Source organism: Shewanella glacialimarina (assembly GCF_020511155.1).
Lineage (GTDB): Bacteria > Pseudomonadota > Gammaproteobacteria > Enterobacterales > Shewanellaceae > Shewanella > Shewanella glacialimarina.
Genome location: NZ_CP041216.1, coordinates 1,286,243 through 1,303,270, shown reverse-complemented (window position 1 = coordinate 1,303,270; position 17,028 = coordinate 1,286,243). Strand labels below are relative to the sequence as shown.

The window sequence follows — 17,028 nt, the reverse complement described above, 5'->3', positions numbered from 1 at the left end:
ATGAGCACAGCAGAATTATCACTGCCGTTATTTAGTGATGGCATAAACTTGAACGAGCAGGAGTTAATTGCCTGCCAAAGCTTGTCGCATGTTGTAGCTGACCGTAAAACACGCACAAAAGCGGCTATGGCTGGTCATAGGGCAAGTTTAGTCAAGGGCCGCGGTATGGAGTTTGCTGAGGTACGTCATTATCAAAATGGTGATGATGTGCGCTCTATTGACTGGCGAGTTACCGCGCGTACTGGCGTGGCTCACACCAAATTGTTTATTGAAGAACGCGAACGCCCTATCCTATTACTAGTCGATTTAAGCCACAGTTTATATTTTGGTTCACAATTATTATTACAAGCGGTTCAGGCTGCCCACGTGGCCACAACCATAGCATGGAGTGCGGTAAAGCATGGTGATAAACTCGGTGCATTAATTGCCAGTGAAACAACCCATTTAGAGCTCAAGCCCCGTAGCCGTAGACAAGGCATGTTACAACTGTCATCAGGTTTAATTGATGTGCATCAAAAACAGCTCAATCAATTTGATAATTTGCCGCAAGACCCCGAACATATGTTCAAAGCTTGCCAGCGATTACAGCGGATAGCAAAACCGGGCTCTTTAGTATGGATCATTACCGATGGTCACCATTTCAGTCCGCAATGCCTTGCGCCGCTAACACAGCTAAAACGTCACTGTGATATCGGTGCATTTGTAATAACAGATCCGCTTCGCCAGGGGACACTGAATTTGCCTAAGCAGTTTGCTTTTCCGGTACGTGATGGCAAGCAGCAATTAACATTAACCCGCGACAGCTATCAAAAATGGTTAGTAGAGCAGCAAGTTGCCCAACAAGGCTTTGTGCAATTAATGAAGCAACTTAATGTACAACCTAAGTTTATCGATGCAGGTAAACCACTGAGTGAACAATTGGAATTATTACGCTAAATGTTACCTATTTTAATTAACTCAATCATAGCGTCGGCAGCCGCACCTGCCGCGGTGGCCAACCAAGGTGTTTCGCCTTTAGCTCAAATGCATGACATTTTATTGCCTAACATGGTTTCATCTATGCCAATCGCACCAGGCTATTGGCTATTACTTGTGCTATCTATCCTAATACTGAGCTGGATGATTGGTAAAATTCTCAAGCAACGTCGTTATCACGCGCCCCGAAAAACCGCGCTGAAAATATTACAATCAATGGACAGTACAGCAGATAACTTTGCTTCAGAGGTTAATAGCTTACTAAAACGAACCGCAATGACCTATTTGCCAAGGCAATCACTGGCACATTTAAATGGTCAACCGTGGTTTAGTTGGCTAGATCAACGTTTACCAAAAACCAAACAGCATCTTATAGGTACGTTATTAGTCAAACGCCACCAGGCTAAAGGGCTCACACTTGAAGATAATCAGCAGTTATTAATGCTGGCGAGTCTGTGGCTAGCCAATAAACATCCCTTTGAGCCTATCAGCATTGAAGATACTGATAAACAGCATAAGCAGGAGGCTGCATGTTAAGTGCCACTTGGCCTTTGGTGTTTATTTTATTGCCATTGCCGTTATTTTTTAGACAAACAAAAATCGTCGACCAAGGTGGACACCTGCAACTTCCCGGTGTCGGTCACGCCATCAAAAACCAAAGCCAACAAACGGTAAAACGCTCACGCAAATTATATTGGCTAATGTGGGTATGTTTATTGTGTGCAGTAGCAAGGCCCCAATGGCTGGGCGAGCCGATTGAGTTACCGTCCAAAGGTCGTGATTTAATGATGGCTGTTGATTTATCAGGCAGCATGCAAATTGAAGACATGGTGATTGATGGCAAAATCGTCGACCGTTTCACCTTAATTCAGCATGTGTTAGCCGACTTTATTGAACGTCGCAAAGGCGATCGCCTCGGATTAATATTATTTGCTGATCACGCTTATTTACAAGCGCCACTGACCCAAGATAGACGCTCGGTGGCAAAGTTTTTAACCGATGCACAAATTGGTTTAGTCGGCAAACAAACGGCTATTGGCGAAGCCATCGCATTAGCGGTAAAACGATTTGAAATGGTTGATGAAAGTAATCGGGTGCTGGTGTTGTTAACTGACGGTTCAAACAATGCTGGCAATATTGAGCCCGAAATGGCAGCAGAAATAGCTGCAAAAAGAAACATTACTATTTATACCGTAGGTGTTGGCGCCGAGTTACTTGAGCGCCGTACTATTTTTGGTAAAGAGCGCATTAACCCATCAATGGATTTAGACGAAACTCAGTTACAAAAGCTAGCCGATATGACCAATGGGCAGTATTTTCGCGCTAGAAACAGTGAAGATCTGGCAAAAATTTATCAGACCATAGATACATTAGAGCCGGTTAGCCGCGATCAATTAAGTTATCGCCCGAAGAAAGAATTATTCTATTGGCCTTTATTAATGTCTCTATTGCTCAGTATCTTAATTAGTGCCCAGCAACACTTTCAAACTGGTCTGGTATTACCTTCATTTAAGCGTGGGGGCAAAATAGAATGATCCACTTTATCCGCCCAGAGTGGCTATTAGGTTTAGTGCCGCTTATTTTATTAAGCTTGCTATTTTGGCGTCGTCATCAGCAACAATCTGCTTGGAAAGCGTATATTGCGCCGCATCTAACCCGCATGCTAATCAGCGACAGTGCCGAGCAAAGCAATAAGCCTAAGGGGTTACTGGCATTTTGTTGGATTGTTGCAGTATTAGCATTAGCAGGTCCTGCTATCAGCAAACAAAATTTACCTGTATTTGCGACGGATCAAGGTCGAGTGTTGATTATGGACATGTCTTACTCCATGTACGCGACCGATCTAACCCCAAATAGATTATCCCACGCTCGCTTTCGCGCGACGGATTTACTGTCTGAAATAAAAGAAGGTGAAACGGGCTTAATTGCCTACGCCGGTGATGCTTTTACCATTAGCCCTTTGACCCGTGACAATGGCACTTTGCTTAACCTTTTGCCCACATTATCACCGGATATTATGCCTGTAAGAGGCTCTAATTTATCCTCAGCCATCACATTAGCACAGCAGCTTTTAGCCCAAGGAGGCCATGTTACTGGTGATATTATTCTAATGACAGATGGGGTTTCAGATCAGCAATTTAACCAGGTATATGATGAATTAAAAAATAGCCGCTACCGTTTATCAATATTAGCCTTTGGCAGTAAAACCGGTGCCCCTATAAAGCTCTCTGATGGCCAATTAATGCGCGATAGCAGCAATGAAGTGGTGGTCGCTAAAACTGATATTAACTTGCTGCAAAAACTGGCTAAAAAAGGTTCAGGAGTGTTAATTGCAGCGCAGTCAGATGGCAGCGATATCAAACAACTCATTCAATGGCTTGCTGAAGATGGCCAAGCAAAAGCCACTGAACTTGAAGGTGAATCATGGCAAGATTTAGGCCCCTATTTAGCACTATTATTACTGTTACCTATGTTATTAAGCTTTAAACACGGTGTGCTAGCTAACCTTATGTTACCTACTGCCTGGCTACCTTTAGCTGGACTAATGGGTTTGTTAGCCTTCAGTACAGGCTATAGCAAGCCTGTACAGGCAAATGTTTGGGACAATTTATGGCTGACAGCAGATCAACAAGCCCAGCAGGCTTTTGATAAAGAAGAGTATGCCAAAGCGGCGGCAAATTTCAGTCAACCGAATTGGCAGGCTAGCGCCCATTATAAAGCCGGGAACTACCAACAAGCACTTGAACTTTTTGAACAAGATAACAGCGCCGAAGGCTTATATAACCAAGCCAATAGTTTGATGCAGTTAGGCAATTTTCCTGAAGCGATTAAACGCTATGAGCAAGCTTTAACGTTACAACCTGATTTTACTGAGGTAGCAGAAAATCTACCGGTAGCACAAGAATTGCTTAAACAGCAACAATCGCAGGTCAATGAACAAGATAGCGATCAAAATGGTGAGCAGAAAAATGACTTACAGGATAAAGATCAACAACAAAATGATCAAAATAGCCAGCAGAACAGTCAACAAAATCAGCAACAAAATCAGGACCAGCAAAACAGCAGTCAACCAAATGATCAGCAACAAGACTCTCAAAATTCTAGCTCAAACTCTGATCAGTCTAACCAGGACCAACAGGGCAAGCAGTCTGAGAATGCTGAGCAGGATAAACAATCTAAAAGTAATGAAACACCTGACGAACAACAGTCTGAAGATAGCCAAGACAAAAACCAGCAACAATCATCTGGCAGTCAACCCAATGATAAGCCTAATGATCAAGCAGAAGAAAATGCCGATAACGCTCAGTCTAAATCAGGCTCTTCAGAAAACTCAACCGCAAAAGATGAACCTGCACCAAGTAATGAAGCCAGTATGCAAGCCGATACTGAGCAAAGTACGGATGCTAAAAGTTCGGATGCTAAAAGTTCGGATGCTAAAAGTTCGGATGCTAAAAATGCTGAGCAATCAAATAAGCCAACGGCTTCAGCAACACCTTTAGAAGAAACATTAGATGAGGATGGCAAGCCTATAAATCAGGTTATTAGCCCAACAACGATAGGCCAACAACCATTGCCAGAAGATATGGAAAGAGCATTAAGAGCAATAAATGAGGATCCACAAGTATTGATCCGCAATAAAATGCAATTGGAATATCAAAAACGTCGTCAACAGGTCAAGGAAAAAGAACAGTGGTAATTCGAATTTTATTAAGCCTAATACTTATTGTTTTGGCCCCTTCGGTTATGGCGCTCACTCAAGTAGAAGCCAGTATCGACAAAAATCCGGTGAGTGAAGGTGAATACTTTGTGTTGAACATCAGCGCCGATGACGATCTCAATGCCGGCGCATTAGATACATCTTCATTACTGGATAACTTTATTGTTGGTCGCACAAGTGTGGGCAGAAGTACTCAAATGATAAACTTCAGCACTACCAAAGAAACTCGATGGCAAGTGCTGTTATCACCTAAATATACCGGTAAGGTGACTATTCCAGCGTTCACTATCGGCGGAGTAAGTTCATCGCCAATTACCCTGCAGGTTAACCCAGCAGGAAGTCAGCCTCAAGAATCTCAAAATTTGTATATTGAAGTCAGCACTAATGTTGATGAAGCCTACGTTGGTCAGTTAATTAACTACAAGGTAAAACTCTATTTAGCCGTAGAATTGCAACGCGGTGTACTGGGTGCCCCTGTCGTCCAAGGTGCACAAATAAAACAAATTGGTGAAGATACCGACAGCACTGAAATCGTCAATGGTCGCCGCTTTAGAGTGATTGAGCGCAACTACGGTATTGTTGCAGGCTTACCTGGTGAAATTATTATTAACGGTGCAACTTTTTCTGGTGATGTATTAATTGAAACACAAAACCGTGGCGGCATGTTTGGTTTTAATGAAAGCATTCCGATGCAAACTGAAGCCGAGCGGAAAGTGATTCAAATAAATAGCTACCCACCGAGTTATCAAGGTGAGTGGTTAGTGAGTGATTTAGTGTCCTTACGCGAAGTATGGCCCGATGATAAAACCACCTTTGAAGCAGGCAGCCCCATTACTCGAACCATCAGCTTAATTGCCATTAATGTTGATGAACATAGCCTCCCCGAGCTGGCAATGCCTGCGACAGAAGGAATGAAGATTTATCCTGAGAAGCCGTTACGCCAAACGGGTATTCGTGATGGACAAGTGATTTCGCAATACAGCTTAACTGCCGCTATGGTACCTACTAAACCGGGCACTTATACCCTGCCAGAAATAAAAGTACCTTGGTGGAATATTCAATTAAAGCAGCAGGAATATGCCATTTTACCTGCCAAAACCATTACCGTTATCGCAGGGCAAATGGCCGATAATGCACTACTGATTACGCCCCAAGCTCAATCTAACAATAGCGCGGATTACTGGCCATGGTTGACCGGATTATTTGCAGCACTATGGTTAATCACTTTAGTGTTATGGCGAAAAGCCGCAGGCCGAAGTCATCAAAATCAGGCTGGTGACACAACAATCACCGCACGTCCGACAACGAATATGGCTAACTTAGCAGCCATAGTGGATGCCTGCGATCGTAATAATGTCAGCGATGTGATAGGCACGCTGCAACAGTATTTTTCAGCGATATTGAAGCGTAAAGTCACTTTGGCGGAAATTAGTCAGCTTTCAACATTACTTTCACAAGCAATTAGCGTTTTGCAATCCGGCCGCTACAGCCAACATACAACCCCTGTGAATAAAAAACAGCTTATTGATGCAATCCAATCATATCAACCTAATAGCAATAAACAGACTGATTCAATCATAGCTAAACTGAATCCTTAAGGCCTATCAAATGGGTTGTCCTCCCTTTTATGAAATAGCATAAAAGGGAGATGTTATTTGGCACTTTGTAGCGACTTATAATAATTGCCACTAGTGATCTGTCACTGATAATAATGAAGACCAGTAATAAAATAACCTCCACAATAGTCGTTGCACTCTTGCGCTGACCTAGTAAGCTAAGTGTAATTATTATGAGAAAAATATAAAAATGTTTGAAATTCTGCGAAAGAAAAAGTCCGACCCTACGGTCTTATCTGACATGGTAAATAAACAAAGACGTTACGATAGCCTTGTCAGGGCACTTCATACCGACATTTTCCGTTATGCCTATTGGTTATGCGGTAATAAACATGTGGCTGAAGATATCACTCAAGAAACCTTTTTAAGGGCATGGCGTGCGTTAGATTCTTTAAAAGATGATAAAGCCGCAAAAGCCTGGCTTATCACTATTTTACGTAGGGAAAATGCCCGACGTTTTGAGCGTAAGCAGTTTGATTACAGTGATGTAGAACAAGAGCTACTTGAAGATGTTATCTCTAGTAGCACTGAAGATGAAACCGAGCAATATTGGCTACGCAGGCAAATCGGCAAACTTGATTTAGAATATCGTGAACCTTTGTTATTACAGCTCATTGGTGGATTTAGCGGAGATGAAATCGCCGAGATGCTTGAATTAAATCGCAACACGGTAATGACACGATTATTTCGTGCCAGAAACCAATTAAAAGATGCATTAGACAGCCCAGAAGTAAGAGGTCAATCAAATGGATGATCTACAATTTCGTCGCCAAGCTTATGGCGATCCCAATACTCAGTCAGATGACTTTTTGCAGCATATCGCAAATAACTCAGCTGATGCGAAATTGGTTAAAGATTTACAAGCACTTGATGATCGACTAACACAAGCGCTTAATATTCCGGTACCTGATGACCTAGCGGACAAGTTAATACTGCGTCAACAGCTAAACCAACATCATCAAACCCAAAAACGTACTCGCTATTTAATGGCGATGGCGGCGTCTATTGCGTTTGTTGTTGGGGTTAGCTTCAGTATGCTACGTTTTACCCCAATTGATTTATCTGAAAATGCTTTAGCCCATGTTTACCATGAAACCAAAGCGCTACAGATGGAACAAAACATCGGTTTTAATGACGTAAACTTCAAGTTAGCCAGTCTATCAGGCCTACAACAGTCTAAATTTATTCAGCAGCCAGGAAGAGTCTTCTATACTGCCTACTGCGATTTTCAAGGGGTTAAATCTTTGCATTTGGTTATGCAAGATGAAAATGGTCACAAAGTAACCTTATTTATTGTGCCAGCAGAGAATAGATTAACCCTAGATGAGGCCTTTGCCGATGCAAAATACAAAGGACAAGGATTCAAATTTGCCGGAACCTATATGCTACTTGTCGGTGAACAGCAATCTGATCTAAATTACATTAAACGCGAAATTGAGCAAACGTTTATCTAAGATAATTACGACAAAATTAACATAGCACTCAGCCGTATTTTACAGTGTGGCTGAGTATTTTTTCCTATCCTCCCCCCGCGAAAGTGTGAACTACATCAATCTTCTGCTAGCATTGCTCCATAAAAATAACCATATGGAACAATCATGGAAATTCAAGCACCTATTTTAATCACTTTCATAGGCTATCTAGCCGTTATGATGGGGATCGGTTTTTGGGCATATAAGAAAACCGAATCTGTCGATGATTACATTCTCGGCGGTCGCAAGATGGGCCCAGCAGTTACCGCATTAAGTGTCGGCGCTTCCGACATGTCTGGTTGGCTGTTACTTGGCCTGCCAGGCGCTGTTTATTTAGGTGGGCTAGGTGAAGCCTGGATTGGCTTTGGTTTAGTATTTGGCGCATGGCTTAACTGGCTATTTGTCGCAAAACGCTTACGAATTTATACTGAACTTGCAGATAACTCCCTCACCCTACCCGACTTTTTCGAACATAGATTTAACGATAATCATGGTGTCCTTAAGTTGGTCTCAGCGGTGACCATTTTAATATTCTTCACCTTCTATGCATCATCTGGCATGGTGGGCGGCGCCATTCTATTTGAAAAAGTCTTTGGCCTTGATTACACCCTAGCCTTGGTCATTGGCTCGGTAATTATTGTGTCATACACCTTTGTTGGCGGTTTTTTTGCCGTCAGCTGGACAGACTTTTTCCAGGGCTGTTTAATGCTAATTGCGTTAATTATTGTACCTGTCGCCATATTTAATCACTCCGACACTCAGGCAAACATGGACAGTTTAGATCCTGCTATGCTGACATTTGTGGGTGATAAAACCACAGTTATTGGCCTAGTGTCATTACTGGCCTGGGGACTTGGCTATTTTGGTCAACCACATATCCTATCTCGCTTTATGGCGATTGGCAGTGCGAAAGATTTACGTTTATCAAGACGTATTGCCATGAGTTGGATGATTGTTGCATTAATTGGTGCACTGGCAACCGGCATTGCAGGTACATTATATTTCGCCCAATCACCTTTAGACAATCCTGAAACCGTGTTTATTCACTTAGCCCGTGCAGCGTTTAATCCGTGGGTGGGTGGTTTACTTATTGCGGCTATTCTATCGGCCATAATGAGCACGATTGATTCGCAACTATTGGTTTGTTCAAGTGTGATAACGGAAGATTTTTACCGTAAATGGCTACGCCCTCAAGCCAGCAGTAAAGAATTAATGTTAGTGGGTCGAATTGGCGTTATTAGTATCGCACTTATCGCAGGTATTATTGCCCTTGACCCACAAAGCAGCGTATTAGGCCTAGTCAGTTACGCATGGGCAGGTTTTGGTGCTGCATTTGGTCCTGTGGTGATTCTATCGCTTTTCTGGAAAGGATTTAGCCGTAACGGTGCAATTGCAACAATATTAGTCGGTGCGGTAACCGTTGTAGCTTGGGAGCAATTAAAAGGTGGGATTTTCGATTTATATGAAATTATTCCTGGCTTCTTTTTCGCGACTATCTTTGGGGTTGTATTTAGTAAATTATTCCCACCATCGACTGAAGTGCAAGGCCAGTTCAATGCATTTGAACAAAACCTACAAAGCCAGAAATAGTTATCGATTAAAATAACAGCTTAGGTACTGAAATAGATCAAACTGAACAAATAAACAACCTTTGTGTAAAAAAGCGTACAAGTGTACGCTTTCTTACATTTTAACTTCATCTAACACCCGCGTTTGAAAGCAACATGGCATTAACAACATAACCAGCCAAAATATAAACCAACCTACTGTTAAACAACAAATTAAAATAAGAAACCACCAACCACAACCTTAATACACAAAAAACAGCCTTTTGAATTAACTCAATATTAACAACAACTAACATGTGGTCGGACTTGTTAGCCTTTCCCCTGTTACCTAAGATGCCTGCACATTCAAAGCTGCACAATGAAATTGGCTTATCAAGTCATAATTTCAATCATAATAACAGCTCAAAATAGGTAATAAACAATGACTAAATTCAACAAGACATTACTAGCAGCTGCGGTAGCACTTGCAAGCGCTCAGGCAACTGCTGCTGGTTTTCAGCTTAATAGCCAATCTGCTGCAGGTATTGGCCGTGCGATGGCGGGTGATGCCATAATAGCTGACAACGCATCGGTTTTAGCACGTAACCCTGCCGCAATGGCTTTGTTTGATCAAAAAGCACTCTCTGTTGGTGTGTCATATGCCGATGTCAACGTAGAGGTTAGTGATGCACAAATGGACTTCATGGGGCGAACATTTGAATTAGGCCATATTGATAACGCCGCTGAAGCAAAAGTTATCCCTAATGCCTATTTTATCAACCCAGTTAATGACACCTTTGCTTATGGATTTGCTGCATTCAGTAACTATGGCACGGGTACCGATTTAACCCCATTAGCTAATAACCATGGCTCACTGGGCCCAAATACTATTCCAGCGCCAGCGGATTTACTCGGTAATACTGAAGTAACAACAGTAAACTTAAATGCCAGTGTGTCATATCGCATTAATGAATCACTTAGCCTAGGCCTAGGTTTAGACGTGATCCAAGCTTCTGGTACGTTAACCAGAAACAGTAATATCCTTGGCTCATTAGTTGATGTTGAAGCCGATGGTTGGGCTTTAGGCGGCATTGTTGGACTAGCTTATGAAATTAATCCAAATAACAGATTTGGTTTAAGCTATCGTTTCAGTCCAGAAATGAATGCCACTGGCGATGTACGTTACCTAGCTGAAAATTTTGATGAAATTAATATCCCTATTGCTGATATAGCCCAATTTGCTGGTTTTCATCAGTTAACTGAAAAGTTTGCTGTGCACTATACGGCGCAGTGGACTCAGTGGAGCAGCTTTGACCAGATCTCACTAAACGAAGGTGACAAAGGTACAGCGTCACATAGCTTAAAAGAATACCATTGGAAAGACTCTTGGTTTCTTAGCTTAGGGGCAACATATGACATTAATAACAACTGGACAGTAAGAACCGGTATTGCCAGTGATGATGGCGTAGTAGGTGAAGTCTCTTCATTATCTATTCCTGACTCAGATCGCATGTGGTATTCAGCAGGTTTCACATATAATCTGTCGCCAAAATCTTCACTCGATTTCGGTATCACTAAGGTTGTTGGCGAAAAGGTCCATGTTATTGAACAAAGCGGGCTGGGCTCGACTGTTAATGCCTTTACTGAATCAGGTGCGACCTACTATTCGGCTCAATACAACTATAAGTTCTAATACATATAGGTTTTAATATTAGGTATTGAATACTTAAACCGCTCTTTTTAGAGCGGTTTTTTTATGTCTGGCTTTCGATGTAACGAGTGTGTAACTTAAGTGAAGTCTAATGTATTAACTTTTACTAATAAACACCTTGCAAGCATCACCAAAGTCCATTAGAATTTTCTTATGGACTTTTATAAGGCTACTATTATGCATACATCAATACTTCGATTATCTACATCATTCAGTCAGAGCATATTGCTCATCGCAGGCCTCATGGCCCCCTGCATAGTCGTTGCACAAAGTCCTGATTTTGACACCATTGAGATCCAATTAAATCAGCAAACAAGTTACTTACAACTTGACGCAAAAGTTGAACCGGTAAAAGCAGCAACCGTGGCGGCACAAACGTCCGGCCGAGTATTAGCGATTCATTATGATGTCAATGATTTAGTCCCTGAGGGCGCTGCATTACTGGAAATAACCAATAAAGAGCAAGGCGCTGAACTCGCAGCGGCTGAAGCAGATTTGGCTAAAGCACAAGCCATGAATGTGGAAGCACAAGCTCAATTTCAACGTTACCAAACATTATTTCCTCAAGGAGCGGTATCCCAAGGTGCAATGGATGAAGCCACTGCCAATGCTAAAAGCTCTAATCAGGCTGTCAGCGCAACCCAAGCACGTTTAGTTCGCGCCAAAGAAAGCGTTAATTACACCGTTGTCAGTGCCCCATTCTCCGGGCGGTTAACCGCTAAAATGATAGAAGAAGGTGAAACCATTAGCTATGGCCAAGCGCTACTTTCAGGCTATGCTACCGATAAGCTTAGAGCCGTTTTTTATGTCCCACAACAGTATCGCCAGCAACTTAATTTACTGACTCAACTCAGTTTTTCTGATGACAATTATCAATATATGAGTGAACAGCTCAATCCATTTCAATTTAGTACTCAACAAGACCACAGCCTTAAGGTCAGGGCTATTATCAATAACCCCGACAACACTTTGCAGGCAGGGCAATGGTTAAAGGTCGCTTTACCTGTTGCGACTAAAAATGTGATTAGCATCCCTCAATCTGCATTTTACCAAGTCGGAGAAATGACCACTGTTTACCGCAAGCAACAAAAGCACTATTTACAAACTCAAATTCGCTTAGGCAATGCCTATCAAAATGATCAAGGTGTGGCCATGGTAGAGGTGCTTGCCGGTGTTATGCCTGGCGACAATATAGTATTAAACGCGGCCAATTATGTGCTCCATCTTGGTCAAGCTACAGCCAACTAAACAGGAATAAACAGATGAAACCATCGAATACACCTGCTCTTGGCCTTTCGGGTAGCATTGCTAAAACCTTCCAAGCCAGTGCAATAACGCCTTTATTAGCAATATTAGGTTTATTGTTAGGACTTTTTGCTGTCATCGTGACCCCAAAGGAAGAAGACCCGCAAATTGATGTCACCTTTGCAGACGTTTTTATTCCCTACCCCGGCGCTAGCCCAAGTGAAGTTGAACACCAAGTCACTTTACCCGCTGAACAAATTATTTCCGAAATTAAAGGCGTTGATACGCTTTACTCTTTTTCTCAACCCGATGGCGCATTAATTATTACCATTTTTGAAGTGGGTATTCCCCGTGACGAAGCTGTGGTCAATATATATAACCAGCTATACTCCAACCGGGACAAATTTAATCATGCTGCGGGTATAGGCGAGCCACTGATTAAACCCCGTGGCATTGATGATGTCCCTATTGTTAGCCTGACTTTATATGCTAAGTCCGCCGACATGACCGCTGAGCAACTCACACAAGTCGCTAACGGATTGGAAACCGAGCTTAAGCGTATCCCCGGAACCAAAGAAATTTACACCCAGGGCCGTCATGACATGGTGCTAAATGTCCGTCTTGATAGTGCCAAGATGAATAGTTTTGGGGTCACTATTGATCAAATATCTCAGCGCTTACAAGATAATAATCAAATATCTATGCTGCAGTCTTTGGTACAACAAAACCAAGAAATTAAAGTCCGTGCAGGACAATTTATCAATACAATTGATGATGTCAAAAACTTACTTGTGAAAGTCAATACCGCCCCCAATAGTCAAGGTATCGCCTCTGCGGTATATCTATCCGATGTTGCTGAGATCACCTTAAAAAGTGATACGCCAAAACACAATGTTCGTCACGTTGATAGCACAGGTGATTACCCTGCTGTCACTATCGCCATTGGTAAACAAGCTGGCCAAAATGCGGTTGATATTGCTGATGCAGTGCTCAGCCGCATTGCAAAAGTGGATAACCTGCTGATCCCCGATAATGTTGGGGTTGCCATATCACGTGATTATGGCCAAACCGCTGGAGATAAATCTAACACGCTTATTTTTAAGCTAATGTTTGCTACCTCTGCAGTAGTATTATTGGTACTTTTTGCCATGGGGGCGCGTGAATCTGCCGTAGTTGGCATTGCGATTATTGTCACTTTAGCGCTGACCTTATTTGCCTCGTGGGCATGGGGATTTACCCTAAACCGGATCTCACTGTTTGCGCTTATTTTCTCTATCGGAATTCTGGTCGATGATGCCATTGTAGTGGTAGAAAATATTCATCGGCACATGGCATTAAGCAATAAACCGTTACTTGAAATTATTCCCGAAGCGGTCGATGAGGTTGGCGGACCGACCATATTAGCCACATTCACCGTTATTGCGGCATTACTTCCAATGGCATTCGTGTCTGGTCTAATGGGGCCCTACATGAGCCCAATTCCCATAAACGCCAGTATGGGCATGCTATTATCACTGGCTATCGCCTTTATTCTAACGCCTTGGCTAGCCTACAAGTTACTGGCTCACCACCCAAAAGCTGAACACACGGATTTAGTCGGCGCAGATCAGGCAAATGACAAACTGGCTAAATTATTCAGTCGGTTAATGTCACCATTCCTAATTGGTGAACATGCCGGCAAAGCTCGAAAAGGCCTAGCCGTTGGTATTGTCGCACTGATTGCTATCGCACTTGCATTACCCGTTATGCAGGCAGTTGTACTCAAAATGCTGCCATTTGATAATAAATCCGAGTTTCAGGTCATTGTCGACTTACCTGAAGGCACTCCTGTGGAACAAACCCAGCGTGTATTACAAGAAATGAGTTTATACCTCAGCACAGTAGAAGAAATTAACCACCAGCAGTGGTATGCAGGAACCCACGCACCAATGAACTTTAATGGGCTTGTGCGTCACTACTTTTTACGCAGCAGCCAGGAACTAGGCGACATTCAGGTTAACTTGGTTGATAAGTCACACCGTAGCCGCGACAGTCACAGTATCGCTTTAGCTGTGCGGGAACCACTAAAGGAAATTGCCAATCGTTATAACGCCAACATAAAAGTGGTCGAAGTGCCTCCAGGACCGCCTGTATGGTCGCCAATTTTGGCGGAAGTTTACGCGCCAACAACAGCACTTCGCGAGCAAACGGCTAACGCCTTAGCGCAGCGCTTTAAAAATACTGAACATGTGGTTGATGTGGATATTTATTTACCAGCCCAACAACAGCAATGGCAAATTAACATCGATCGCTCAAAAGCAAGCTTGCTTGGGCTATCCTATGCGCAAATCGTTAACACCATTGCCACCAGCATTGGTGGCAAAGATGTCAGCTATTTACATTCCCAAACCAATAAATATCCCACACCTATCAGGTTGCAATTAGATGACGCTGAAAAAGTGGATTTGCAGCAAGTGCTTAATCTAAAACTGATCAATCCAGCTGGCGAGTCAATTAATTTATCCTCTGTCGCCAGCATTCATAAAGGCAGTATTAATGCCCCAATAGTGCACAAAAATATGGTGCCGATGATCATGGTAGTGGCGGATATGGCGGGACCAACAGATAGCCCACTTTATGGCATGTTCGATATTTCAGCTCAACTTGATGAAGCCAATATTGATAAGCCCTACCCCATAGCACAACACTTTGTTAATCAGCCTGATGGATTATCGCAAGTGGCAATATTGTGGGACGGGGAGTGGAAGATCACATATGAGACTTTCCGCGATATGGGCATTGCTTATGCGGTTGGCATGATAGCCATTTACTTGTTAGTGGTTGGCCAATTTAAATCTTATTTAGTGCCATTGGTTATTATGGCACCTATACCATTAACCATTATTGGTGTTATGCCAGGACATGCTTTATTAGGAGCACAGTTTACCGCCACATCAATGATAGGAATGATCGCCTTAGCGGGCATTATTGTGCGTAACTCGATACTACTGGTGGACTTTATAAACCAGCAACTAACTCAGGGCATAGCACTCGATAAAGCGGTTATTAACGCGGGGGCAGTTCGAGCTAAACCGATTATGTTAACCGCTTTAGCGGCAATGATTGGCGCCTTATTTATCTTAGATGACCCAATATTTAACGGTCTTGCTATTAGCCTTATATTTGGCATCTTTATCTCAACTATTTTAACCTTGATTGTCATCCCTGTGTTGTACTTTGCAGTGATGCGCAACCGATTAACCGTAAAATAAAGGAGCAATACCATGACCAATAAAACCATTAACAAAGTGAACAGAATGTCTGTCGAACGTACTATCATGGCCTTTGCTGGCTTTATGGTACTGCTATCAGTAGTACTGACTGCTATTGTTAGCCATCATTTTATCTGGCTGACCGTATTTGTAGGTGCTAATCTATTTCAAAGCGCATTTACCGGTTTTTGCCCAGCTGCAATGGTAATGAAAAAGCTAGGCTTGAAAACTGAAGCAATGATTGCCACAGAAAAATAAGAGATTGCCACCAAAAATACTATTTTCTGGCAATCAGTTACACTAAATATAAGGAATATGAAGTTTAATGAGAGCCATTAAAAAGCCAAACAGCAAATTAGCATTGTTGACGATATTAGCAACTAGCTTAGTTGCATTTGTACCTATGAGTTTTGCAAAAGATGTCACACCGTTACAAGCGTGGCAGATGATTAATCAACAAGCGTTAGTGATTGATGTGCGCACTACTGAAGAATTTAATGAAGGACATATTGAAGGTGCGATTAATATCCCCTTTGAGAACATTGTTGAAGGAGTTACGCAACTTGGGCTTAAAAATGATGACAACATTGTTTTATATTGCCGAAGTGGACGCAGAAGTGGCATAGCAGATAATGCATTAACTCAAGCAGGATTTATCAATACCGCTAATGCGGGCGGTGTTGATGCATTGATACAGTCAAAACCCTGAATTTATTTGGTATTACTTTAGTAATATTAACGGTTAGCGACAGAATCCGAGTTCAGGATACAAATGTTATAAGATGCCTTTATGTGAATAATAAAGGCATTTTTTATTCAATAGCCCCTGTTACTTAATGTCAGAAATGCTATAAACAGGTTAACTAAACCAGTTGCTTTTTCATTACAATACAGTCTAATTCAAACCCTCTAGGGGAGTGATAAACACTAATATCATTACCAACAAAACCACATTTTCGATAAAATGCAGCAGCATTTAACGTCGACTCTAATGCAATAAAAAGCAATCCCGATGTTTTTGCTATTCGCTCAAGATGAGCCAACATTAGCTTGCCGATACCTAAATTCATATATTCAGGATGGACGAACAGCGCATCAATAAATCCGCTACTAACATTAAGCATTCCAGTGGCAATAATTAACTGTTGTTCAGGTAAACTTGACGGCCCGTCAACCACGTAGACATAACCATCATATGATAGCTTATCTGCATATGCTTCAGGCATCTTCCCTTCAGTCCATTTAGTCATATTATCAACACCATAACAATCAATACATTGGGATAATATAGCAAGATTTCGGACTATAAATGCTTGTGAAGCATCCGCTTTATTGGCTCGTCTTAATATTCCATTCATATATAAGTTATTCCTTTTCTTCATATATAACTAAAAGTACTACATCAATTTTTCATTAAGCATCATCGAACACTATACCACCGCTAACTTTCTGTTTCGGTTATTAGTAATTACTTATACAGCAAGTCTATTCAC

Annotated in this window: 14 protein-coding genes; 13 read left to right on the top strand and 1 reads right to left on the bottom strand. The window is 42.1% G+C overall.

Annotated elements, in window-relative coordinates; translation table 11 throughout:
• The 13 genes from FJ709_RS05665 to FJ709_RS05605 all read left to right on the top strand — a co-directional run bounded on the left by FJ709_RS05665 (position 1) and on the right by FJ709_RS05605 (position 16,244).
• On the top strand, positions 1-936 hold the full coding sequence (locus FJ709_RS05665; protein ID WP_226414247.1) for a DUF58 domain-containing protein: 936 nt from the start codon (positions 1-3) through the stop codon (positions 934-936).
• Positions 937-1,512 carry a DUF4381 domain-containing protein gene (locus tag FJ709_RS05660; protein ID WP_226414244.1) on the top strand — a complete coding sequence of 192 codons (576 nt, stop codon included), beginning with the start codon at positions 937-939 and terminating at the stop codon, positions 1,510-1,512.
• The gene (locus tag FJ709_RS05655) at positions 1,506-2,510 is read left to right on the top strand and encodes a vWA domain-containing protein (protein WP_226414241.1); all 1,005 of its coding nucleotides are present in this window, start codon (positions 1,506-1,508) and stop codon (positions 2,508-2,510) included. The genes FJ709_RS05660 and FJ709_RS05655 overlap by 7 nt, the downstream gene beginning before the upstream one ends.
• Complete coding sequence (locus FJ709_RS05650) at positions 2,507-4,672, top strand: VWA domain-containing protein (RefSeq protein WP_226414239.1); 2,166 nt, start codon at positions 2,507-2,509, stop codon at positions 4,670-4,672. Before FJ709_RS05655 ends, FJ709_RS05650 begins: the two co-directional genes overlap by 4 nt.
• The gene (locus FJ709_RS05645; protein WP_226414237.1) at positions 4,666-6,291 is read left to right on the top strand and encodes a BatD family protein; all 1,626 of its coding nucleotides are present in this window, start codon (positions 4,666-4,668) and stop codon (positions 6,289-6,291) included. The genes FJ709_RS05650 and FJ709_RS05645 overlap by 7 nt, the downstream gene beginning before the upstream one ends.
• 208 nt (positions 6,292-6,499) lie before the next feature.
• Entirely contained in the window at positions 6,500-7,063 is a 564-nt protein-coding gene (locus FJ709_RS05640) for a sigma-70 family RNA polymerase sigma factor (RefSeq protein ID WP_226414235.1), read from the top strand.
• Positions 7,056-7,763 carry a DUF3379 domain-containing protein gene (locus tag FJ709_RS05635; RefSeq protein WP_226414233.1) on the top strand — a complete coding sequence of 236 codons (708 nt, stop codon included), beginning with the start codon at positions 7,056-7,058 and terminating at the stop codon, positions 7,761-7,763. Before FJ709_RS05640 ends, FJ709_RS05635 begins: the two co-directional genes overlap by 8 nt.
• 144 nt (positions 7,764-7,907) lie before the next feature.
• The gene (gene putP / locus FJ709_RS05630) at positions 7,908-9,371 is read left to right on the top strand and encodes a sodium/proline symporter PutP (RefSeq protein WP_226414231.1); all 1,464 of its coding nucleotides are present in this window, start codon (positions 7,908-7,910) and stop codon (positions 9,369-9,371) included.
• A 399-nt stretch (positions 9,372-9,770) separates the two neighbouring features.
• Complete coding sequence (locus FJ709_RS05625) at positions 9,771-11,021, top strand: outer membrane protein transport protein (protein WP_226414229.1); 1,251 nt, start codon at positions 9,771-9,773, stop codon at positions 11,019-11,021.
• A gap of 195 nt (positions 11,022-11,216) precedes the next feature.
• Positions 11,217-12,287, top strand: a complete 1,071-nt coding sequence (locus FJ709_RS05620; protein WP_226414227.1) for an efflux RND transporter periplasmic adaptor subunit — start codon at positions 11,217-11,219, stop codon at positions 12,285-12,287.
• Positions 12,288-12,301: 14 nt separating this feature from the next.
• Positions 12,302-15,535, top strand: coding sequence for an efflux RND transporter permease subunit (locus FJ709_RS05615; protein ID WP_226414225.1), 3,234 nt, complete (start codon positions 12,302-12,304; stop codon positions 15,533-15,535).
• Positions 15,536-15,580: 45 nt separating this feature from the next.
• Positions 15,581-15,793, top strand: a complete 213-nt coding sequence (locus FJ709_RS05610; RefSeq protein WP_226415871.1) for a YgaP family membrane protein — start codon at positions 15,581-15,583, stop codon at positions 15,791-15,793.
• Between the two features lie 67 nt (positions 15,794-15,860).
• Entirely contained in the window at positions 15,861-16,244 is a 384-nt protein-coding gene (locus FJ709_RS05605) for a rhodanese-like domain-containing protein (RefSeq protein WP_226414223.1), read from the top strand.
• A 154-nt stretch (positions 16,245-16,398) separates the two neighbouring features.
• Here the strand turns inward: FJ709_RS05605 and FJ709_RS05600 are convergent, their stop codons facing one another.
• Positions 16,399-16,893: a GNAT family N-acetyltransferase gene (locus tag FJ709_RS05600; RefSeq protein ID WP_226414221.1), complete on the bottom strand. Its 495-nt coding sequence runs from the start codon at positions 16,891-16,893 to the stop codon at positions 16,399-16,401.
• Between the last annotated feature and the right edge of the window lie 135 nt (positions 16,894-17,028).